An 18,010-nucleotide genomic window follows, 5' to 3' on the forward strand; every position below is an offset into this window, starting at 1 on the left:
AGCGCCAGCATGATTTTTGGACGAGTTGGAGGTTGATGTGAAATTTGCCGATATAGGTCAGCAATTGCGGGCATACCGGCTCGAATCCGGTATGCGAGCGGAAGAAATCGCGGTGCGCCTCGGCGTCTCACGCGCAGCCCTCTACCGTTATGAAAAGGGCGAGGTGATTAAGCTTGAGACCATTCGGCGCCTGGCCGAATTGATCAAGGTCTCGCCCCTGTCGCTGCTTGGTGTGGGGATTGAGTATTTCTCCCGCCCCACCGCCTTTGGCGACAGGCTGCGCAACCTTGAGGAACAGGCAGACCATGTGCTGCATGTGGGTGGGCGGCTTTGCTACCCTGTTACCACTGACGCTTTTGATGGCGCCATTGACGAAGTCTGGACAGAATCGGCGCAAGCTGCTCCGGACCGCGCCGCGGCCCGCGCCGCGATCGAGCAAGCGGCGCAAACCATGCGCGAGCGAAGAAGCAATTACGCTTCACGCCGGCCGAATGTGATCGCGGTGTTGACCGAGGGCGCTATTCAGCGATTTTTGGCCGATGGCATTGCCGGCTCGCTCGCCGTCTCGCGCAATATACGGAGCCATGCCTGCGAGGCGGCGAGGGTGGAGGTGCTCCACCTCGCCAATTTGATGGAATTCTCGCCGATGGGGCTACAAATTGGCTTGACCCAGGGCCCCGAACCCGCGGCCAGCTTTCGTATTCTGCGCGGGCGGGAGCGGGCGCATGTGGTCAGCAGCCCCTTCCCTGTTGATAGCCTGCCCTGGATGGCCTCGGGCGTGGCCTCTGTCACCAGCGCTGATGACGCGGTGGCCGCCCATCAGCGCGTGGCTGAGGGGATGTGGCGCGACGCGCTGAAGGGCAACCCGGCGGCGCAGCGGCTGAAGGCCATGGTGGCGGAGGCTGAGCATATGGCGCGCAGCGCGGCGTGATTTTGCCCGGTTGCGGGCTGGGAAGGGCGCGCGGCCTCGGCTATCATGCCAATGCGGGACAGGTGGCCGAGTGGTTGAAGGCAGCGGTCTTGAAAACCGCCGAGGGTTCACGCCCTCCGTGGGTTCGAATCCCACCCTGTCCGCCACCATTTCCCGATAAGTATCTGAATATTTTAAGTTATATGGTCAACAGATCCATTTGGCCCACAATAAAACCCACAAACGCAGCTGGGTTACCGGGAGACAGGGTTACCGGGAGACAGTGGGGGCCATTCACCTCCCGGCCCGTGCCAAAATTGTCAGCGCCCTGCCCCTCAAAGCCCCTGCTGGAGCAGTTCCGCCTTGGGCATGCCCGAAGCCTGCTGGCATTATCGCAAAAGGCGCTCATCGCGGTTCGCGATGCATATTCTTATCCACCACCTGCCGTCACCACCATCACCGCCGCCCTCAGGGCAAACCACAACCATCACCATGCCACCACATACCGGCCTTTAGCCCGCTCCCTGCGTCTGGCCATGGTCGGTGTCATAACCCACACGACGCGAAGAACCGTTGCAACCGGCAGGCCGGTCATTGCTCGGGCCATAGGGGTGCTTATGGGCGTGGCTCTTTCCTTTCCCGCAGAAATGCAAAATCAGTTTCTGGCATTGCCGCATTTTTCTGATTTCAAACTATCTAAAAGCCTTACAATCTCAAATTATCAAAAAACGGCTTTTGTCCCCAAAATTTTGAAAGACAGACCATACCTGAAAACGACAACCAATTCGCCAAGATCATCGCCAAGGCATGGCGTGACCCTGCCTTCAAGGCAGAACTGATCGCTAACCCGGCCGCATAATATTCAATATAGAAGAACCCGAAGGTCAGACCCTGCCTGAGAACGCGAAGAACGAAGAAGCAGCCAAAGCCACCGAAGCCCAGCAGGACCTGGCAAAGGCCAGCGATGCTAAGGCCGAGGCTACCAGCACCGCCAAAGCCAGCGATGAGTTCTCCGAGGATGACCTAGGGGCGGTGGCAGGGGGTAAGTCTGTCCGCCATCATTCTTAATTAAATAGCTGAACTCAATAAAAAATTATCACCGGCAGTCCTTTCGGTCCTCACCAAAACCGACACGTTGCGCTGGGTCAGCGTCACAGAATAGGACTACTTCCCCCTCCGACATGAGCCAAGATGATGAGCAATCAGCCCTAGAAAGGCCCTGTGGCGCTCTTCTTGGGCGGCCAAAAGAGCGCTTGGCGGTGGTGGGCTTGTCGGGTGTGGCGGCAGGCTTTGCCATCCCAATGACACGATCTTCAATGCCACATCGGTATCATTTGCTCGAATTGCGAAACAAGCCGCCATCCCCATCATGGTATCATGCGGAAACGGGTTCATTTTGAGTTCACCGCCACAGAACAATCAGACCGTCTCACAACATCACATCACCGCTTTTGTCGCCGAAACTCGGAAAGATCGAGCATGCCGGAGGACAAAGGAGCCGCCCCAGCCGCTGAACCCCGGCAGGATTTGGCAAAGGCCAGCAATATCGGGGCTGAAGCCTCGGCCACCGCCAGCGGCCTGACGGCATTGCCGGGCGCTCCATTCGACACCCTCAACCCGCCTCCACAGGTCAAAAGCGTAACATTATCAAACCCGCGTCTAGGGCCGTTTCCCCGTCTTCGCTGGCGGTGAAACGGCTTCAGGCCGCCGAATGTGGCAAGGCCAATTGCCCACCGTTTCTGCCGCACGGCCCGGCTCAGCCTCCTCTCGCGCCGCCGAGCCACCGTCACCAGGCAACGCCATGGCGGGGCTCCCGCCATGGCCGCGGCACAATTCAGGCCGGCACTGCCAGCCTGCGTTCGACCACCTGGGTCTTCATGCTCTTCTGCAATTTCTCGAAGGCACGCACCTCGATCTGCCGCACCCGCTCGCGGCTGATATTATATTGCTGGCTGAGTTCCTCAAGCGTGGTGGGCTCATCCTTCAGCCGGCGCTCGATCAGGATATGCCGCTCACGCTCATTGAGCGTCTTGAGCGCATCGCCGAGCAATTGCTTGCGATTGCCCATATCCTCGGCTTCGGCCAGCACGGTTTCCTGATTATCGCTGTCATCAACCAGCCAATCCTGCCACTCACCCTCGCTATCGGCGCGCAGGGGCGCGTTGAGGCTGTTATCGGGCGCGCTCAGGCGGCGGTTCATCGAGACCACATCCTGCTCAGACACCTGCAGCGTATGGGCAATCTTGGCCACCTGTTCGGGCTGCAAATCGCCCTCCTCAAAGGCCGCCATCTGGCCTTTCAGCCGGCGCAGATTGAAGAACAGCTTCTTTTGCGCCGCCGTCGTGCCCATTTTCACCAGCGACCATGAATGCAGGATATATTCCTGAATGGCGGCGCGAATCCACCACATGGCATAGGTCGCCAGGCGAAAGCCGCGATCAGGGTCAAAGCGCTTGACCGCCTGCATCATGCCTACATTGCCTTCGGAGATCAGTTCCCCAACCGGCAGGCCATAGCCGCGATAGCCCATGGCGATCTTGGCCACGAGGCGCAAATGCGAGGTCACGAGGCGATGCGCCGCCTGCTCATCCTCAGTGTCGCGCCAGCGGCGGGCGAGTTCGAGCTCCTCCTCCGGCCGGAGCATCGGGAATTTCCGAATGTCCTGCAGGTAACGCGAAAGATTGCCCTCAGGGGCCATAGGTATAGCAAGGGAAGCCATGCAGATCCTGCCTTCCAAGTGCCTCAACTGCGCCCCGTGACGGCGGCGCCCATTGCGGCGTTGCGGTGATCGCCTGCCCGGGCCCACCCGGCCGCCTGCCCCGGTCACGTCGGGGCGAGGTTCTGGCCTTGGGTTTGCGCGGCACCCGAGCGAGGTCACCGTGGGAAACTTTATAGCAACGTTTTGGTTGCACCGCAAGCAAAACAGACTGCAACGGTCAGGTTACGCGCGGAGACATTCCAGTAACAAAGCCATATCCGCCGGGGGGTCTGCTGAGAAACGCAGCGCCTGCCCAGTCATGGGATGACGAAAGCCCAGCGTGGCGGCGTGCAGCGCCTGGCGGGGAAAAGCCATGGCCGCCTCCCGCGCCGGTTTAGCCAGCCCCGCAGCAGCGGCGGGTATCCGACGCAGATAGACCGGGTCCCCCATCACCGGGTGCCCCACATGGGAGAGATGGACGCGAATCTGATGCGTCCGCCCGGTGGCAAGCTTGAGGCGCATGAGGCAGCCCGCCGTGCCAAAGGCCTCCTCAACCCAATAATGGGTGAGCGCGCTCTTGCCGCCACGCTCCACCACCGCCATCCGTTTGCGATCGGTCGGGTGGCGGCCAATATTGCCCTCGATCTCACCTTGCATCTGCGCCGGCAAACCCCAGCACAAGGCGAGGTATTCTCGGTCCAGGTCACGAGTGGCAAAGGCCTCGCTGAGCGCAATATGTGCGGGCTGGCTCTTGGCCACGACCATGATGCCCGAGGTTTCCTTATCCAGCCGATGCACAATGCCCGGCCGCGCCTCGCCGCCAATGCCCGAGAGGTCATCGGCATGGTGCAGCAGGGCGTTTACCAGCGTGCCATCGGCATTGCCGGGGGCGGGATGCACCACCAGCCCTGCCGGCTTGTTAAGCACAATCAGGTGCTTATCCTCAAAAAGAATATCGAGGGCGATATTCTCCGGCAGCGGCGTGGCCGGCACCGGCGGCGGCACTTTGAGGCGATAGGCCGCACCAGGTCGCACCGCCGCAGAGGGGTCAGTGAGCGGCGCGCCATCCACCGTCGCATGGCCGGTTTCCATCAAAGCCTTGACGCGCGAGCGCGAGAGAGAACCTATGGCGTCAGCCAGGAACCGGTCCACGCGCATCGTCGCGTGCTCGGGGCCGGCTGCAATCTCGTGAATCTCGGAAGGTGGCTGCAAGATGGGTGCGCTCAAGGCTTTGGTTGTGGGGATGGGCGTGCTGATCGTGGCCGGCACCGTCATACTGGTGGTCCTGTTGATCCAGCGCAGCGGCGGCCCGGCCCGCGGGCCCGCAGATGTGACAGCGAACCTGCCCGCCGGCAACAGGATCATGGGAATCGCCGGCGTAGAGAACCGCCTCGCCATATGGCTCGATGGGCCGGAGGGCAGCCGGGTGCTGCTGCTCGACGCGCAAGGGCGCCAAGTGGGCGAGTTGCGGGCGCGCTGATGGCGCATCAAAAGCCTAACCTGCCGGAAAAGACCTGCGCCGCCTGCGGCCGGCCCTTCGCCTGGCGGAAAAAATGGCAGAAAATCTGGGCCGAAGTGAAATATTGCTCGGATGCCTGCCGCACCGGGCGCCACCCTTTGGCAAAGCGGGGATGAATATCTTACAGATTGTGGAAAACAAAAATTGAGAGGGAAGAAGATCGAGGGGCTTTTCCCCTCGAGCACCCCAGCAGGGTCGACATGTATGTCGACGAGTTTCCTGCACCTTCGTTTAATTTAGGTTTTGGATAATTATTAAATAAAGATATTTGTTATTTAGTAAATATAATTTCTTTAAGTATTAAGAATATAATTTTTAAAATTAACAGTACAATATCCCCGCCTTTACAATTAATCATTGAAAAGAAAGCGGGCCCTAAAATTATTCAAAGGTCCAGGAAAATCATTTTCCTGGTGGGAGAGCGCGAGAGGGCAAAGCCCTTTCGCTCTTTTTCTCCGCCATCAGCGTGTTTCAGCAGCCTACCAAGGCGCGTCAGAGATTGCGACGCGCCGCGCGCAATGTTGTCAGTCCAATGCCGGTTCCCTCAAACCCGCCATCCACCGCCATCACCTGGCCTGTCACGTAGCTCGCCTTGTCGGAGCAGAGAAAGAAAATCACCTCGGCCAATTCGCTCTCCAGGCCGTAGCGGTTGAGCGGGATGGCATCGTGGTAATCGGCGCGAATCTCGGGTGTATGCACCGCCTGGGCCATGGCGGTGTTCACCGGCCCCGGCGCCACCGCATTCACCCGAATGCCCAAACCGGCCAATTCCGCCGCCAATTGCTTGGTCAAATGCGCCAGCCCCGCCTTGGAGGTGCCATAGGCCACTCGCAGGGTGGAGGCGCGCAGGCCTGAGATAGAGGTGATATTCACCATGGCGCCGCCCTGGGTCATCCAAGGTGCTACGGCCTGCGCCATAATGAAGGGGCCGGTCAGGTTCACCGCCAGCACGCGGTTCCATTCCTCCAGCGAGGTCTCCAGCAGCGGCTTGAAGATGGCAATGCCGGCATTGTTCACCAGCGCGTCGATCCGGCCAAAGCGCTGCCCCACCGCCGCCACCGCGGCCTCCACCGAAGCGGGGTCCGACACATCGCAGCGCAGCGCCAGCGTGGTTTGCGGGCAATCCGCCTGGGTCGCATCTTCAATATCGAGCAAGGCCACGGCCCAGCCCTCGGCCAGAAATTTACGCGCGGTGGCAAGGCCGATGCCGCGCGCCGCTCCGGTGACGATGGCTGTCTTCATGGCTTTCTCCTCTGTGGCCATCCTGCCCCGCCACCCCCCATGTGCATAGCGGCCAATCCAGGCTTAGCTGCCGCAAAAGGGAGCCACGCCATGACCGCCAGCCTCAACCAGGCCCAACTCAGCCGCGCCACGGACATCATCGCCCAGCACATTGCCGAGGGCCGCCACCCCGGCGCCACCCTCGCCGTGGCCCGCCATGGCGAGGTGGCGCTGCACCAGGTGGCCGGCGAGGCCCGCCTCGGCCAAAAGGCCAGCGAGGAGACGCTCTGGCTGCTCTATTCCAACACCAAGGTGATCACCGCCTGCGCCATTTGGATGCTGGTGGAGGAAGGCCGGCTGCGGTTTTCCGACAGCGTGGCCCGCCACCTCCCCGGCTTCGAGGCGCATGGCAAGGGAGCCATCAGCCTGATCCATCTGCTGTCGCATCAGGGTGGCTTCCCCAATGCCCAGGTGCCCGAGGCGGCCTGGGAGAACCCTGCCCTGCTGCGCGAGGTGGTGTGCAACTTCACCCTGGAAACCACGCCAGGCAGCACCGTGCATTATCACCCGGCGGCGGCCCATTGGGTGGCGGCGGCGCTGATCCGCGCGGTGACCGGCGAGGATCACCGCGACTTCATCCGCGCCCGCATTATCCAGCCACTGGGGCTGGAGCGCGAACTCTTCGTCGGCCTGCCGCCGGCCGAGCAGCACCGCGCCGCCGATATGCATGACCCGAGCGGCAATGGCATGGTGCCGCGCATGCCCGAATGCGGCCCGGCGCATCGCGCGGCCGGCGTGCCCGGCGGCGGCGGCTATGCCACCTCCCGCGCCATGGCGCTGTTCTACCAGGCGCTGATCGGCCATGGGCCGCGCCTGGTCTCACCGCGCATGCTGGAATATGTCACCCGCAACTTCACCGGCGACAGGCCGGATCTGGCGCAGGGCTTTGCCATGCATCGCGGCCTGGGGCCGCATTCGCGCGGCTTCAGCGATAGCATCCGCGGCCTGGGCGCCATCGCCCACCCCGCCACCTTCGGCCATGGCGGCGTGGGCAGCAGCTATTGCTGGGCAGACCCGGCAAGCGGCACCAGTTTTGCGTTCATCGCCAATACCAGGGCGGCGGATGAGGAGTGGCATGCGCTGCGCATGGATACGCTGAGCAATGTTGTGCATGCGGCGATTGTCTAGCAGGCTGCTGGACAACGAACATCGAGAGTAAATAAGATCGAGGGGCTTTGCCCCTCGAGCACCCCAGCAGAGTCGACATGTATGTCGACGAGTTTCCTGCGCCTTCGTTTAATTTATTTTTTAAATAAAAATTATACAAATGAATTATTTTTAAAAAACTTATAATACAACAGTATTACTGTACAATAAATTATTAGTGCCTCAACGGCTAGACATTGCAAAGAAAGCGAGCCCTAAAATTATTCAAAGGTCCAGGAAAATCATTTTCCTGGTGGGAGAGCGCGAGAGGGCAAAGCCCTTTCGCTCTTTTTTCTCTCCGCCACGAGCGCTTTCCAACATCAGCCTATTCATTCGGCCGAAGATTATTACGCCGCGCCACCACCCCCCAGCGCTCCAACTCGGCGACAATAAAGGCGCGGAACTCTTCGGCACTGCGGGGATCCGGCAAAGCCCCCTCATCGGCCAGCCGGTGCCGCACCTGCTCATCGGCCAGGGCCGCATTGGTCGCCGCATGCAGCCGCGCCACGATCTCCGGCGGGGTGCGGGCGGGCGCCACCAGCCCATACCATTGCATCGCCTCAAATCCCGGCAGGGTCTCGGATATGGCCGGCACATCGGGCGTCTGGCTCAGCCGCCTGGCCGCGGTGGTGCCGAGCGCTGCCATGCGGTCAGCGCGGATCAACGGCAGGGCGGCGGGGGTGCCGGTCATGCCGCTATCAATATTGCCGGCCACCAGATCAATCGTCATGGGGCCCGAGCCGCGATAGGGCACATGCACCATTTGCAGCCCCGCCGCGTCCAGAAACGCCACCATGCCAATATGCACATTGGAGCCAGCCCCGGCCGAGCCATAGGAAATCGTATCCGGCGCCGCCCGCACCCGGGCGATAAACCCGGCCAACCCACCCTCGGCCAGGCGTTTTTGCGCCAGCAGCACCATCGGCACCTGGGCGATCAACCCAATGGGTGCGAAGTCGCGCTGCGGGTCATAGCGCAGCCTTGGATAAATATGCGGGTTCACCGCCAGGGTGCTGATCATGCCAATGGCAATGCTATGGCCATCAGGATTGGCGGCAGCCGCAGCCTCAGTGGCGATGGAGCCGGCAGCGCCGCCACGGTTTTCCACCACCACCGCCACGCCCAGCGTGGTGCCAAGGCTCTGCGCCATCACCCGGCCCAGCACATCGGTGGCCCCGCCCGGGGCGGCGGGCACGATCAGGGTGATGGGCCGGCGCGGCCATGGGCTTTGCGCCAGCGCGGGCGCGGCCAGGCCGGCGGCCAGCACGGCGCGGCGCCTCACGGCAGGAATTCCCGACGCACCGCCGCAGTATGCGCGCCCAAAGCGGGCACTGGCCCCAAGGCCCGGGCGCCATCGGAGAAGCGGGCGGCGGGCGCCGCCATGGCCACCGGGCCGCGCTCGGTCTCCACCACCACCCGGCGCAGCGCCTTGTGGCTGGCCAGGCCCTCCACACCATTGATGAAGCCATAGGCGGTATTGGCCGCCCCCAGCGCGGCCACGCATTCGCTGCGCGTGCGGCTGGCGAAGACGCCGGCGATATGCGCATCCACCATCGGCCGATTGGCCACCCGGGCCATATTGGTGGCGAATTCCGCCCTGGTGGTCAGCCCGGCATCGCCGAGGAAATGGGTGGCGAAATCGGCCCATTCCCGCTCATTCTGGATCGAGATCAGAATCTGCGCGCCATCCTTCGTCTCAAAGGCGCCATAGGGGCAGAGGCTGGGATGGGCCATGCCAATGCGCGCGGGCGTCTTGCCCGTGCCCTCGAAAAACATCAGCGGCACATTCATCCAATCCGCCATGCCATCGAAGAGCGAGACCGCCACACCCTTGCCGCGGCCGGTGATCGAACGCTCGATCAGCGCCTCCAGCACCGCCGCATGCGCCATGGTGCCGCAGGCAATGTCACAAACCGAAAACCCAACCCGCCCCGGCCCCTCGGCCCGGCCGGTGACGCTGGCCAGCCCGCTCTCGGCCTGGACCAACAGGTCATAGGCCTTCATCGCGGCATATTCGCCATCCTCGCCATAGCCGGAGATATCCACCGTGATCAGGCGAGGATATTTTTCACGCAAAGCTGCCGCGCCAAAGCCGGCCCGGCCCATCGCACCCGGCGCGAGGTTCTGGATGAACACATCCGCCTTCGCCACCAACGCCTCCAGCAGCGCCTTGTCAGCAGGATCCTTGATATTGAGGCAGACGCTCTCCTTGCCCCGGTTCAGCCAGACGAAATAGGTCGAGAGCCCATTCGCCGCCGCATCATAGCCACGGGCGAAATCACCCTCGGCGCGCTCGATCTTGATGACCCGCGCTCCCGCATCACACAGCTTGGCCGAGCAGGTGGGTGCCGCCACCGCCTGTTCCATCGAGACGACGAGAAGGCCCTCCAGGGGCTTGCCGGGGGTCATTCGCGTTCAATCCCGGCCTCGCGGATAAACTGGCCCCAGCGGGCCTGCTCTTCACGCACCAGCCTGATGGCCACCTCCGGGCCGCGCTCGGCGGGCCCAGGGGCGCGGGCCGAGGCCGCCTCGAAACGGGCGCGGACATGCGCATCATCCAGCGCATGCGCCAGCGCCGCCGTCACCGCCGCCATGATGTGTGGCGGCGTGCCGCGCACCGCGGTCAGAATATTCCACACCTCGAGGTCCAGCGCCCCCAGCCCCGCCTCGCGCGTGGTGGGGGTGGCAGGGATTTGCGGCAGGCGGGTGGGGCCGGTGACGGCGATGGCGCGCGCGCCCGCCTCCACCGCCGGCAGCGCGGTCAAGGCCTGGTCCACCACCACATCCAGCACGCCGGCATGCAGGTCATTGATGGCCGGGCCGCCGCCGCGATAGGGCACCAGCGTATTGCCACCGCCCAGCGCCTTATTCACCATCACCCCGCCCATATGCAGCGTGGTGCCCAGGCCCGAACTGCCAATGGAAAGCCGCCCGGCCCGCCCGCGCGCCTGCAACTCCTCCATATTGGTGATGCCCGATTGGCGGCTGACGATCAGCACCATCGGGTTGGTCGCCACCAACCCGGCGGGCATGAAATCCGCCGGATCATAGGCCAGGCGATTGAACAAATGCTGGTTGAAGGCAAAGACGCCAATATGGCCGAGGAAGAGCAAATGCCCATCGGCGGGGCTGCGCGCCACCCGCGCGGCGGCCACACCGCCCGAGGCGCCGGCCATATTTTCCACCACCACGCTCTGCCCCAGCTTTTGGCTCATTGGCTGGGCGATCAGCCGGCCCATCACATCGGTGGCACCGCCTGCGGCAAAGGGGATGAGGATGGTCACGCTGCGGCTCGGGGCCCAGGCTTGGGCGAAGGCGGGTGTCGCCAGGGGCGCGGCCAGCAGGGCGCGGCGGGTGGTGAGCATGGGATCCTCCAATCTTTATTGATGCAGCATGGCATTTCGCCGAGGAGGCGAGAAGGTCACCCGTCCCAGGCCTGCCGGGGGGGCTAAATCGACAGCATTTGTGCCCCATGGGTCTCGCCCAGAAACCCCACCGCACCGCTCACCACCACCCCCTCCAGCAGCGCAGCACCGCCCAGCCCCTCGGTCATCCGCCCGGAATCGCAAATGCTCAGCCCCACGCCCAGCTCCTGCGCCGCCTCCAGCAGGGCGCGAATACCGGCCACGCCCTGGGCGGTGATTTCGGCCTCGCGCGGGTCAGCCTCCAGCGGGCGGTCGGCCAGCAACAGCCGAATGCCGGCATTGGTGGCAAAGAGGGTAACCGGCCGGCCGAGCGCGGCGGCGGCGGTGGCCATGACCAGCGCATAATGCGCCCGCTCATGCCCACCCGAAATCAGCAGAATACCCAGCGGGTTCATGGCATGGCGTGAATGGTGGGGGCATCGCCGCACAGCGCGCAGCCCGGGTCACGCCGCAGCTTGATGGTGCGCATCCGCGCATCCAGCGCATCCCATAGCAGCAGCCGCCCGGTCAGCGTCTCGCCAATGCCCAGGATCAGCTTCAGCACCTCCGTCGCCTGCAAGCATCCCATGACGCCGGTGACGGCACCCAGCACGCCAGCCTCGGAACAGCTAGGAATCATGCCATCCGGCGGCGGCTCAGGATGCAGGCAGCGATGGCAGGGATTTTTGTCGATATGGCTCTGAAACACCGAAAGCTGGCCTTCAAAGCGCAGCACGGCGGCGGAGACGAGCGGCTTTTTCAGCAGATGGCAGGCATCGCCCAAGAGAAAGCGCGTGGGGAAATTATCGGTGCCGTCGCAGATAATATCGTATTGCGGGATCAGGCTTTTCGCCACTGCCGCATCCATACGCATGGCGTGAATCTCCACCCGGGTCTCAGGGTTGAGCGCCCGCAGCGCCTCGGCCGCACTCTCCGCCTTGTTCTGACCAATCCGCGCGGTGGTATGGGCAATCTGCCGCTGCAGGTTGGACAGTTCCAGCCGGTCATGATCCACCAACCCAATGCAGCCCACCCCCGCCGCCGCCAGATACAGCGCCAGCGGCGAACCCAGCCCCCCCGCCCCCACCACCAACACCCGCGCCGCCCGCAGCCTGGCCTGGCCTACAGCGCCGACCTCACCGAGCAGGATGTGGCGGGAGTAGCGGTGGAGTTCAGCCTCGGTGAAATCAAGATTCATGCGCCGGTAGAGCCAAACCCGCCCGTGCCGCGAGAGGTCTCCGGCAGCACCACCACCTCCTCAAACACCGCCCGAACCACCGGCGCCAGCACCGCCTGCGCCACCCGCATGCCCCGCTCCACCACAAAATCCTCAGCGCCGGTATTGAGCAAAATCACCCCCACCTCGCCGCGATAATCCTCATCAATCGTGCCCGGCGCATTCACCAGCGTCACACCATGCTTCAGCGCCAGGCCCGAGCGCGGGCGGATCTGCCATTCATGCCCCGCTGGCAGCGCCACCCTAAGCCCGGTGGGGATCAGCACCCGCCCGCCCGGCGGAACCACCACCGGCGCGGCCACCGCGGCCAGCAAATCCATCGCCGCCGCCCCGGCCGTGGCATAGGCCGGCAGTGGCAGCCCCTCGGCATGGGCCAGGCGTTGCACCAGAATGGTCATGGACAAAACTCCTTGGCGATGCGGGCGGCGATGCGGCTCGCCACCTCCTCCTTGGGCAGGCGGGGCCAATCCTCCACCCCCTGGGCGGTGACGAGATGGACCCTATTCTCCAGCCCGCCCATCACATCGCCCGACACGTCATTGGCAATCACCCAGTCGCAGCCTTTGCGGGCCAGCTTGGCCTGGGCATGGCCCACCACCTGCTCGGTCTCGGCGGCAAACCCCACAACCAGCCGCGGCCGCGCGGCGTGACGCGAAAGGCTGGCCAGAATATCCGGGTTCAGCGCCATGTTCAGCACCGGCGCGCCGGCACCCGGCTCCTTCTTCATTTTTTGCGTGGCCTCCGCCGCCACCCGCCAATCGGCCACGGCGGCGGCGGCGACAAAAATATCCGCCGGCAGCGCCGCCTCGCAGGCCGCCAGCATCTCGCGCGCGGTCTCTACCCGCTGCACGCGCACCCCTGCCGGGTCCGCCACGCTCACCGGCCCGCTCACCAGCGTGACCCGCGCACCGAGGGCCGCCAGCGCCGTCGCAATCGCATGGCCCTGCCGGCCGGAACTGCGATTGGCGATATAGCGCACGGGGTCAATCGGCTCATGCGTGGGCCCGGAGGTGACCAGCGCATGCCGCCCGGCCAGCGCCCCTGCCCCTGCCCCTGCCCCTGCCCCTGCCCCCGGCCTTGCCTCAGTGAGCGCCGCCAGCAAATCCGCCGGCTCGATAAACCGCCCGGCCCCGCTCTCCGGCTCCGCCATCGCGCCCTCAATAGGCCCGGCAAACCCCACGCCACGGCCGCGCAGCATGGCGACATTCGCCTGGGTCGCCGGGTGTTCCCACATGGCCGGGTTCATCGCCGGCGCAACCAGCACCGGCGCGCGGCTGGCCAGCAGCACGGTGGAGGCCAAATCCGTGGTCAGCCCATGCGCCATTCGCGCCAGCATATTGGCACTCGCGGGGGCCACCACGATCCGCTCCGGCCAGCGCGCCAGCCGGATATGGCCAATGCTCTCCTCAGCCGCCCAAAGATCATGATGCACCGGCCCGCCAGTGAGTGCCGCCACCGCCTCGCGGGTGACGAAACGCGCGCCGCCCTCGGTGAGAATGGCCCGCACCTCATGCCCAGCAGCGCGGGCCAGCCTGATAAACATCAGCGTCTTGAAGGCCGCAACGCTGCCCGAGATGATGACCAGAAGCTTCACGCAAAGCGCCCTTTACCGCCCGCTTTGGAAAGGCAGCGCCTCCCCAAACCCGCAATCACAGCCGCCATCCGGAATGGATCGCCACAATCCCGCCCGAGAGGCTGCGATAGCCCACCTTCTCCAGCCCCGCCTCGCGCATCATCCCCGCCAGCTTTTCCTGGTCCGGAAACATCCGGATGCTTTCGGCCAGATATTGGTAGCTCTCGCTATCCTTGGCGATCCGCTCGCCCAGGCGCGGCAGCACCTTGAAACTCCACAAATCGTAAATCTTCTCCAGCGCCATCACCTCCACCCGGGAGAATTCCAGGCAGAAGAACCGCCCACCGGGCCGCAGCACCCGCCGCGCCTCGCGCAGCACCGCATCCTTATCGGTGCAATTGCGCAGGCCAAACGCCATGGAGATTTTCTCCACCGAACGATCCGGCAGCGGGATTTTCTCGGCATCCACCACCATGAAATCCACCCCCGCAGCCAGGCCCATATTCAGCCCCCGGTCGCGGCCAAGGGCCAGCATGGAGGGGTTGATATCGGTGCAGATCACCCGCCCCATGCCCATCTTCTTCGCGCCCAGCCCGATATCGCCGGTGCCCGAGGCCAGATCGAGCAACGTCTCATGCGGCCGCGGCCCGATCGCATTCAGAAAAACCCGCTTCCAAACCCGATGCAGGCCGAGCGACATGACGTCATTCATCACATCATATTTCGGCGCCACACTGTCAAAGACGGCGCGGACCATATTGGCCTTCTCGGCGCGCGGGACATCGCGATAACCGAAATCGGCGGTGGAGGTGTTCTTCTCGTGGAAGGGTGCATCGCTCATCATCTCGCTCTCTTAGCACAGTGATTCGCATGCCCGAACTGCCCGAAGTCGAAACCGTGATGCGAGGCCTGGCCGCGGTGCTCGTGAGCGCCGTGATAGAGCGCGCCGAGGTGCGCCGGCCCGACCTGCGATGGCCCCTGCCCCCCGGTCTGGCGGCGCGGCTGACCGGCGCGCAGGTGCTGGGATTCCGCAGGCGGGCCAAATACATGCTCATGCGCCTCTCAGGCGGCGATAGCCTGCTGATCCATCTGGGCATGTCGGGCCGGATGGTGGCACGGGCCCGGCATTCCCCCATGGTGATCCGGCTGGAGCCCCAAGGTGGCGCCTCGGACGCGCGCGGCCACAATGCCCCCCCCGAATTGCATGAGCATATCGTGTTGGAAACCGCCGATTGGCGGGTGGGCTTTGTCGATCCCCGCCGATTCGGCGCCATGGACCTCGTCCCCACCGCCGATGAGGATGCCCATCGCTTCCTCGCCGGCCTCGGCCCCGAACCGCTGGAGGATGGTTTTGACGCCGCCGCCCTCTCCGCCGCCCTGGCCGGCAAGCGCACCCCCATCAAGGCGGCACTGCTGGACCAGAAACTTGTGGCGGGGCTGGGCAATATTTATGTGAGCGAGGCGCTCTACCGCGCCCGCATCTCCCCCCTCCGCTTGGCCGAGACCATCCCCGGCGCCCGCGCCGCCCGCCTGGTGCCGGCCATCAAGGCGGTGCTGGCCGAGAGCATTGCCGCTGGCGGCTCCAGCCTGCGCGATTACGTTCGCGCCGATGGCGAGGTGGGCTTCTTTCAGGAACGCTTCGAGGTTTATGGCCGCCAGGACCAGCCCTGCGCCGATTGCCCCGGCGTGCCGCCCTGCCAGGGCATCCAGAAGATCGTGCAATCGGGCCGCGCCAGCTTCTTCTGCCCCCGGCACCAGAAATAGCAGCACCCAGCCCATCACAGGGCCATGGACAGCCTGCCCCGATCGGTGATCCCATCACCTCCACGAAAGGTCAGCGCATAATGCCGGCCACGGGAGGAGAGGCGATGATGCTGCGACGCAGCCTGGGCCTGATGCTGGCCGCACCCTGGGCCGTCCACGCCCAAGCCGAATGGAGCCCCGAGAGGCCCATCCGCATGCTGGTGGGCTTCGCCCCCGGCGGCAGCACCGACACCACCGCCCGGCTGGTCTCCCAGGGCATCGCCCCGGGCCTGGGCCAGCAGGTGCTGGTGGAAAACCGCACCGGCGCCGCCGGCAACCTTGCCAATGAGCATGTCGCCCGCAGCGCGCCCGATGGCTATACGCTGGTGATGGGCTCCATGGGCACCCATGCCACCAATGCGGCGCTCTATCGCAATCTGGGCTTTGACGTGGTGCGCGATTTCGCGCCTGTGTCGCTGGTCGCCCTCAGCGCCTGCCTGATGGTGGTGCGCGCCGATCTGCCGGCGCGCAATGTGGCCGAATTGATCGCCGCCGGCCGCGCCACGCCGGGCGGGCTCAATTGCGGCATCGCCGGTGCGGGCAGTTCGCAGCATTTCGCCGCTGCCCTCTTCGAGCATCAGGCGGGGCTGCGCTTCACCCAGGTGGCCTATCGCGGCGGCGCACCGGCCATGGCCGATCTGGTCTCCCGCCGGCTGGATGTGATGTTCACCCCCGTGGTCGAGGCCATCGAGCAGGTCCGCGCCGGCCAAGTCCGCGCGCTGGGCATCACCCGGCAGGCGCGCTCGGCGCAAATGCCCGATATCCCCGCGGTGGGTGAGGCGCTGCCCGGCTATGTCTTCAATTCCTGGCTGGGCGTCTTTGCCCCCGCCGCCACCCCCGCCCCGGTGGTGCTGCGCCTCTCGCGCGAGGTGGCGCAGGCGCTGCGTCAGCCTGCCCTGCGCGCGAGAATGGAGGCGCTGGGCTATGAAGTCGTGGGCAGCAGCCCCGAGGAATTCGCTGCCCTGCAACGGGCCGAATTGCCGCGCGTGACCGAACTCGTCCGCCTCTCCGGCGCCACGGTCGAATAGAAGATTGGAGAAGACAGCCATGACCACCGCCCTCCCCCGACGCGCCGCCCTCGCCCTGCCCGCCCTCGCCCTGCCCGCCTTGGCGCAAAGCTGGCCCACCCGCTCGCTGCGCATTGTGGTTCCCTTCGGCCCCGGCGGGCCCACCGATGTGGTGGCGCGCATCCTGGCCAATGGGCTCTCAGCCGCGCTCGGCCAGCCGGTGGTGATCGAGAATCGCGGTGGCGCGGGCGGCAATATCGGCGTGACGGCAGCTTCGCGCGCCCCTGCCGATGGCTATACGCTGCTGGTCACCTCGACCGGCTTCGTCATCAATGCCGGGCTATTCCGCAACCCCGGCTACGACCCGGTGCGCGATTTCGTGGCGCTGACCGAAATCGGCGCCTCGCCCGATGTGTTTCTCGCCCGCGCCGAATCGCCCATTCGAAGCCTCGATGAGCTGGTGGAGCGCGCCCGTGCCACCGCGGGGGGGGATGCATTTCACCAATCCCGGCACCGGCTCCACCCCGCATCTGGCGGGCGAGCGGCTGGCGATCATCAAGGGAATCCGCTTTTTGCAGGTGGCCAATAGCAGCGCTGCCCTGGCGGTGCAGGCCCTGCTCGCCGGCAATACCGAGATCGGCGCCACCGCGCTCGCCTCCTCACACAGCCAGATCAAAGCCGGGCGGCTGCGCGCCCTGGCACTCACCGGCCCCGAGCGCTGGTTCGACATGCCCGATGTGCCCACCATGCTGGAACTGGGCTATCCCGATTTCGTCACCGAGACCTTCCACGGCCTCTTCACCCCCGCCGGCACGCCCGATGCGATCAATGCCAGGCTGGCGCGTGAGGCGATGGCGGTGATGAGCCAGCCCGAAACCCTCGCCCGCATGCAGGCGGCCGGCTTTGTGGTCCGCCCCAATGGCCCGCAGGCCCTGGCCAGCCGGGTGAGCCGGGAAGTGACGATGTGGCGCGAGCTGATCGCCCGCGCCGGCATCGCCCAGGAATAGTCTTTACGCCGCCACGGTCTCGGCGGGGGGGTAGTTCAGCTCCACCGCCACCCCATCGGGGTCGTGCAGGAAAAGCTGGGTCTGCTGGTCGCGCGGGATCACCCGCTCCTCGAAGGTGACGCCGCTGGCGCCCAGCCGCGCCTTCATCTCGGCGAGGCCCGTGCAGGAAAAGGCGATATGGTCGAGCAGCCCGGTCGGCCCCACCACCCGCTCCGGCCAGCCGGCCTCGCGCTGCGGGCGGGGTCCGATCAGATGCACGGTCGGGTTGCCGCCGCAATACAGCCAATACCCCTCAAAGCCGAGCGGCGGGCGATAGCCCACCTCCAGGCCGAGCAGATCGACATAGAAGCTGCGGGTGCGCTCCAGATCGAAGGGGCGGATGGTGTAGTGGTTCAGGCCTTCCAACGGCATGTCTTAAGCTCCGG

21 protein-coding genes and 1 tRNA gene are annotated in these 18,010 nt (G+C 64.9%); 10 read left to right on the forward strand and 12 right to left on the reverse strand.

Annotated features, from left to right (window positions below; all coding sequences use genetic code 11):
- The first annotated feature begins 37 nt into the window (after positions 1–37).
- The 3 genes from ABWP84_RS03380 (at position 38) to ABWP84_RS03390 (ending at position 1,749) form a co-directional block, all read left to right on the forward strand.
- A complete protein-coding gene (locus tag ABWP84_RS03380) occupies positions 38–931 on the forward strand; it encodes a helix-turn-helix transcriptional regulator (protein ID WP_353210586.1) in 894 nt (297 codons plus the stop codon).
- Positions 932–987: 56 nt separating this feature from the next.
- Positions 988–1,077: transfer RNA gene (locus ABWP84_RS03385), tRNA-Ser, on the forward strand.
- Between the two features lie 141 nt (positions 1,078–1,218).
- Positions 1,219–1,749: a hypothetical protein gene (locus ABWP84_RS03390; RefSeq protein WP_353210587.1), complete on the forward strand. Its 531-nt coding sequence runs from the start codon at positions 1,219–1,221 to the stop codon at positions 1,747–1,749.
- A gap of 995 nt (positions 1,750–2,744) precedes the next feature.
- On the opposite strand, the gene rpoH is transcribed toward ABWP84_RS03390, so the two are convergent.
- Together rpoH and ABWP84_RS03400 are read right to left on the reverse strand one after the other, a co-directional pair.
- Complete coding sequence (gene rpoH, locus ABWP84_RS03395; protein WP_408904231.1) at positions 2,745–3,608, reverse strand: RNA polymerase sigma factor RpoH; 864 nt, start codon at positions 3,606–3,608, stop codon at positions 2,745–2,747.
- 243 nt (positions 3,609–3,851) lie between these two features.
- Positions 3,852–4,766, reverse strand: a complete 915-nt coding sequence (locus ABWP84_RS03400) for an RluA family pseudouridine synthase (RefSeq protein ID WP_353210652.1) — start codon at positions 4,764–4,766, stop codon at positions 3,852–3,854.
- A gap of 55 nt (positions 4,767–4,821) precedes the next feature.
- Here ABWP84_RS03400 and ABWP84_RS03405 point away from each other — a divergent pair, with 55 nt between their 5' ends.
- Positions 4,822–5,088: a DUF6476 family protein gene (locus ABWP84_RS03405; protein WP_353210589.1), complete on the forward strand. Its 267-nt coding sequence runs from the start codon at positions 4,822–4,824 to the stop codon at positions 5,086–5,088.
- Entirely contained in the window at positions 5,088–5,243 is a 156-nt protein-coding gene (locus ABWP84_RS03410; protein ID WP_353210590.1) for a DUF2256 domain-containing protein, read from the forward strand. The genes ABWP84_RS03405 and ABWP84_RS03410 overlap by 1 nt, the downstream gene beginning before the upstream one ends.
- Positions 5,244–5,619: 376 nt before the next feature.
- Here the strand turns inward: ABWP84_RS03410 and ABWP84_RS03415 are convergent, their stop codons facing one another.
- Positions 5,620–6,369, reverse strand: coding sequence for an SDR family oxidoreductase (locus ABWP84_RS03415; protein WP_353210591.1), 750 nt, complete (start codon positions 6,367–6,369; stop codon positions 5,620–5,622).
- A 90-nt stretch (positions 6,370–6,459) separates the two neighbouring features.
- Between ABWP84_RS03415 and ABWP84_RS03420 the strand changes: the two genes are divergently transcribed.
- Complete coding sequence (locus ABWP84_RS03420) at positions 6,460–7,536, forward strand: serine hydrolase domain-containing protein (RefSeq protein ID WP_353210592.1); 1,077 nt, start codon at positions 6,460–6,462, stop codon at positions 7,534–7,536.
- A 343-nt stretch (positions 7,537–7,879) separates the two neighbouring features.
- On the opposite strand, the gene ABWP84_RS03425 is transcribed toward ABWP84_RS03420, so the two are convergent.
- From ABWP84_RS03425 to ABWP84_RS03460, 8 genes are all read right to left on the reverse strand, one after another.
- Positions 7,880–8,836, reverse strand: a complete 957-nt coding sequence (locus ABWP84_RS03425; protein ID WP_353210593.1) for a tripartite tricarboxylate transporter substrate-binding protein — start codon at positions 8,834–8,836, stop codon at positions 7,880–7,882.
- Positions 8,833–9,963, reverse strand: coding sequence for a CaiB/BaiF CoA-transferase family protein (locus tag ABWP84_RS03430; RefSeq protein ID WP_353210594.1), 1,131 nt, complete (start codon positions 9,961–9,963; stop codon positions 8,833–8,835). Before ABWP84_RS03430 ends, ABWP84_RS03425 begins: the two co-directional genes overlap by 4 nt.
- Complete coding sequence (locus tag ABWP84_RS03435; protein WP_353210595.1) at positions 9,960–10,919, reverse strand: tripartite tricarboxylate transporter substrate binding protein; 960 nt, start codon at positions 10,917–10,919, stop codon at positions 9,960–9,962. The genes ABWP84_RS03430 and ABWP84_RS03435 overlap by 4 nt, the downstream gene beginning before the upstream one ends.
- Positions 10,920–11,002: 83 nt before the next feature.
- Positions 11,003–11,374, reverse strand: coding sequence for a DsrE family protein (locus tag ABWP84_RS03440; RefSeq protein ID WP_353210596.1), 372 nt, complete (start codon positions 11,372–11,374; stop codon positions 11,003–11,005).
- On the reverse strand, positions 11,371–12,156 hold the full coding sequence (locus ABWP84_RS03445) for a molybdopterin-synthase adenylyltransferase MoeB (RefSeq protein WP_353210597.1): 786 nt from the start codon (positions 12,154–12,156) through the stop codon (positions 11,371–11,373). Before ABWP84_RS03445 ends, ABWP84_RS03440 begins: the two co-directional genes overlap by 4 nt.
- A complete protein-coding gene (dut, locus tag ABWP84_RS03450; RefSeq protein WP_353210598.1) occupies positions 12,153–12,593 on the reverse strand; it encodes a dUTP diphosphatase in 441 nt (146 codons plus the stop codon). The genes ABWP84_RS03445 and dut overlap by 4 nt, the downstream gene beginning before the upstream one ends.
- Positions 12,590–13,789 carry a bifunctional phosphopantothenoylcysteine decarboxylase/phosphopantothenate--cysteine ligase CoaBC gene (gene coaBC, locus ABWP84_RS03455; protein ID WP_353210599.1) on the reverse strand — a complete coding sequence of 400 codons (1,200 nt, stop codon included), beginning with the start codon at positions 13,787–13,789 and terminating at the stop codon, positions 12,590–12,592. The genes dut and coaBC overlap by 4 nt, the downstream gene beginning before the upstream one ends.
- Positions 13,790–13,844: 55 nt before the next feature.
- Positions 13,845–14,612: a class I SAM-dependent methyltransferase gene (locus ABWP84_RS03460; RefSeq protein WP_353210600.1), complete on the reverse strand. Its 768-nt coding sequence runs from the start codon at positions 14,610–14,612 to the stop codon at positions 13,845–13,847.
- A gap of 26 nt (positions 14,613–14,638) precedes the next feature.
- Here ABWP84_RS03460 and mutM point away from each other — a divergent pair, with 26 nt between their 5' ends.
- The 4 genes from mutM (at position 14,639) to ABWP84_RS03480 (ending at position 17,585) form a co-directional block, all read left to right on the forward strand.
- Positions 14,639–15,532, forward strand: coding sequence for a bifunctional DNA-formamidopyrimidine glycosylase/DNA-(apurinic or apyrimidinic site) lyase (mutM, locus tag ABWP84_RS03465; RefSeq protein ID WP_353210601.1), 894 nt, complete (start codon positions 14,639–14,641; stop codon positions 15,530–15,532).
- A 104-nt stretch (positions 15,533–15,636) separates the two neighbouring features.
- Positions 15,637–16,599 (forward strand): tripartite tricarboxylate transporter substrate binding protein, encoded by a 963-nt coding sequence (locus tag ABWP84_RS03470; RefSeq protein ID WP_353210602.1) that lies wholly within the window; start codon positions 15,637–15,639, stop codon positions 16,597–16,599.
- Positions 16,600–16,618: 19 nt separating this feature from the next.
- The gene (locus ABWP84_RS03475) at positions 16,619–17,167 is read left to right on the forward strand and encodes a tripartite tricarboxylate transporter substrate-binding protein (protein WP_353210603.1); all 549 of its coding nucleotides are present in this window, start codon (positions 16,619–16,621) and stop codon (positions 17,165–17,167) included.
- Positions 17,070–17,585, forward strand: a complete 516-nt coding sequence (locus ABWP84_RS03480) for a tripartite tricarboxylate transporter substrate-binding protein (RefSeq protein WP_353210653.1) — start codon at positions 17,070–17,072, stop codon at positions 17,583–17,585. Before ABWP84_RS03475 ends, ABWP84_RS03480 begins: the two co-directional genes overlap by 98 nt.
- Before the next feature lie 3 nt (positions 17,586–17,588).
- On the opposite strand, the gene ABWP84_RS03485 is transcribed toward ABWP84_RS03480, so the two are convergent.
- Positions 17,589–17,996 carry a VOC family protein gene (locus ABWP84_RS03485; protein WP_353210604.1) on the reverse strand — a complete coding sequence of 136 codons (408 nt, stop codon included), beginning with the start codon at positions 17,994–17,996 and terminating at the stop codon, positions 17,589–17,591.
- Between the last annotated feature and the right edge of the window lie 14 nt (positions 17,997–18,010).

This window comes from Rhodovarius sp. (genome assembly GCF_040399605.1).
Taxonomy (GTDB): Bacteria; Pseudomonadota; Alphaproteobacteria; order Acetobacterales; family Acetobacteraceae; genus Rhodovarius; species Rhodovarius crocodyli_A.

Excerpts from the sequence above, each read along its gene's own strand:
- ABWP84_RS03420 (WP_353210592.1), top strand. The coding sequence starts at position 6,460 with ATGACCGCCAGCCTCAACCAGGCCCAACTCAGCCGCGCCACGGACATC.
- mutM (WP_353210601.1), top strand. The coding sequence starts at position 14,639 with ATGCCCGAACTGCCCGAAGTCGAAACCGTGATGCGAGGCCTGGCCGCG.
- ABWP84_RS03440 (WP_353210596.1), bottom strand. The coding sequence starts at position 11,374 with ATGAACCCGCTGGGTATTCTGCTGATTTCGGGTGGGCATGAGCGGGCG.
- ABWP84_RS03400 (WP_353210652.1), bottom strand. The coding sequence starts at position 4,766 with ATGCGCGTGGACCGGTTCCTGGCTGACGCCATAGGTTCTCTCTCGCGC.
- ABWP84_RS03430 (WP_353210594.1), bottom strand. The coding sequence starts at position 9,963 with ATGACCCCCGGCAAGCCCCTGGAGGGCCTTCTCGTCGTCTCGATGGAA.
- rpoH (WP_408904231.1), bottom strand. The coding sequence starts at position 3,608 with ATGGCCCCTGAGGGCAATCTTTCGCGTTACCTGCAGGACATTCGGAAA.
- ABWP84_RS03480 (WP_353210653.1), top strand. The coding sequence starts at position 17,070 with ATGCATTTCACCAATCCCGGCACCGGCTCCACCCCGCATCTGGCGGGC.
- ABWP84_RS03485 (WP_353210604.1), bottom strand. The coding sequence starts at position 17,996 with ATGCCGTTGGAAGGCCTGAACCACTACACCATCCGCCCCTTCGATCTG.
- ABWP84_RS03445 (WP_353210597.1), bottom strand. The coding sequence starts at position 12,156 with ATGAATCTTGATTTCACCGAGGCTGAACTCCACCGCTACTCCCGCCAC.
- ABWP84_RS03475 (WP_353210603.1), top strand. The coding sequence starts at position 16,619 with ATGACCACCGCCCTCCCCCGACGCGCCGCCCTCGCCCTGCCCGCCCTC.
- ABWP84_RS03435 (WP_353210595.1), bottom strand. The coding sequence starts at position 10,919 with ATGCTCACCACCCGCCGCGCCCTGCTGGCCGCGCCCCTGGCGACACCC.
- ABWP84_RS03470 (WP_353210602.1), top strand. The coding sequence starts at position 15,637 with ATGATGCTGCGACGCAGCCTGGGCCTGATGCTGGCCGCACCCTGGGCC.
- ABWP84_RS03410 (WP_353210590.1), top strand. The coding sequence starts at position 5,088 with ATGGCGCATCAAAAGCCTAACCTGCCGGAAAAGACCTGCGCCGCCTGC.
- dut (WP_353210598.1), bottom strand. The coding sequence starts at position 12,593 with ATGACCATTCTGGTGCAACGCCTGGCCCATGCCGAGGGGCTGCCACTG.
- ABWP84_RS03460 (WP_353210600.1), bottom strand. The coding sequence starts at position 14,612 with ATGATGAGCGATGCACCCTTCCACGAGAAGAACACCTCCACCGCCGAT.
- ABWP84_RS03415 (WP_353210591.1), bottom strand. The coding sequence starts at position 6,369 with ATGAAGACAGCCATCGTCACCGGAGCGGCGCGCGGCATCGGCCTTGCC.
- ABWP84_RS03405 (WP_353210589.1), top strand. The coding sequence starts at position 4,822 with ATGGGTGCGCTCAAGGCTTTGGTTGTGGGGATGGGCGTGCTGATCGTG.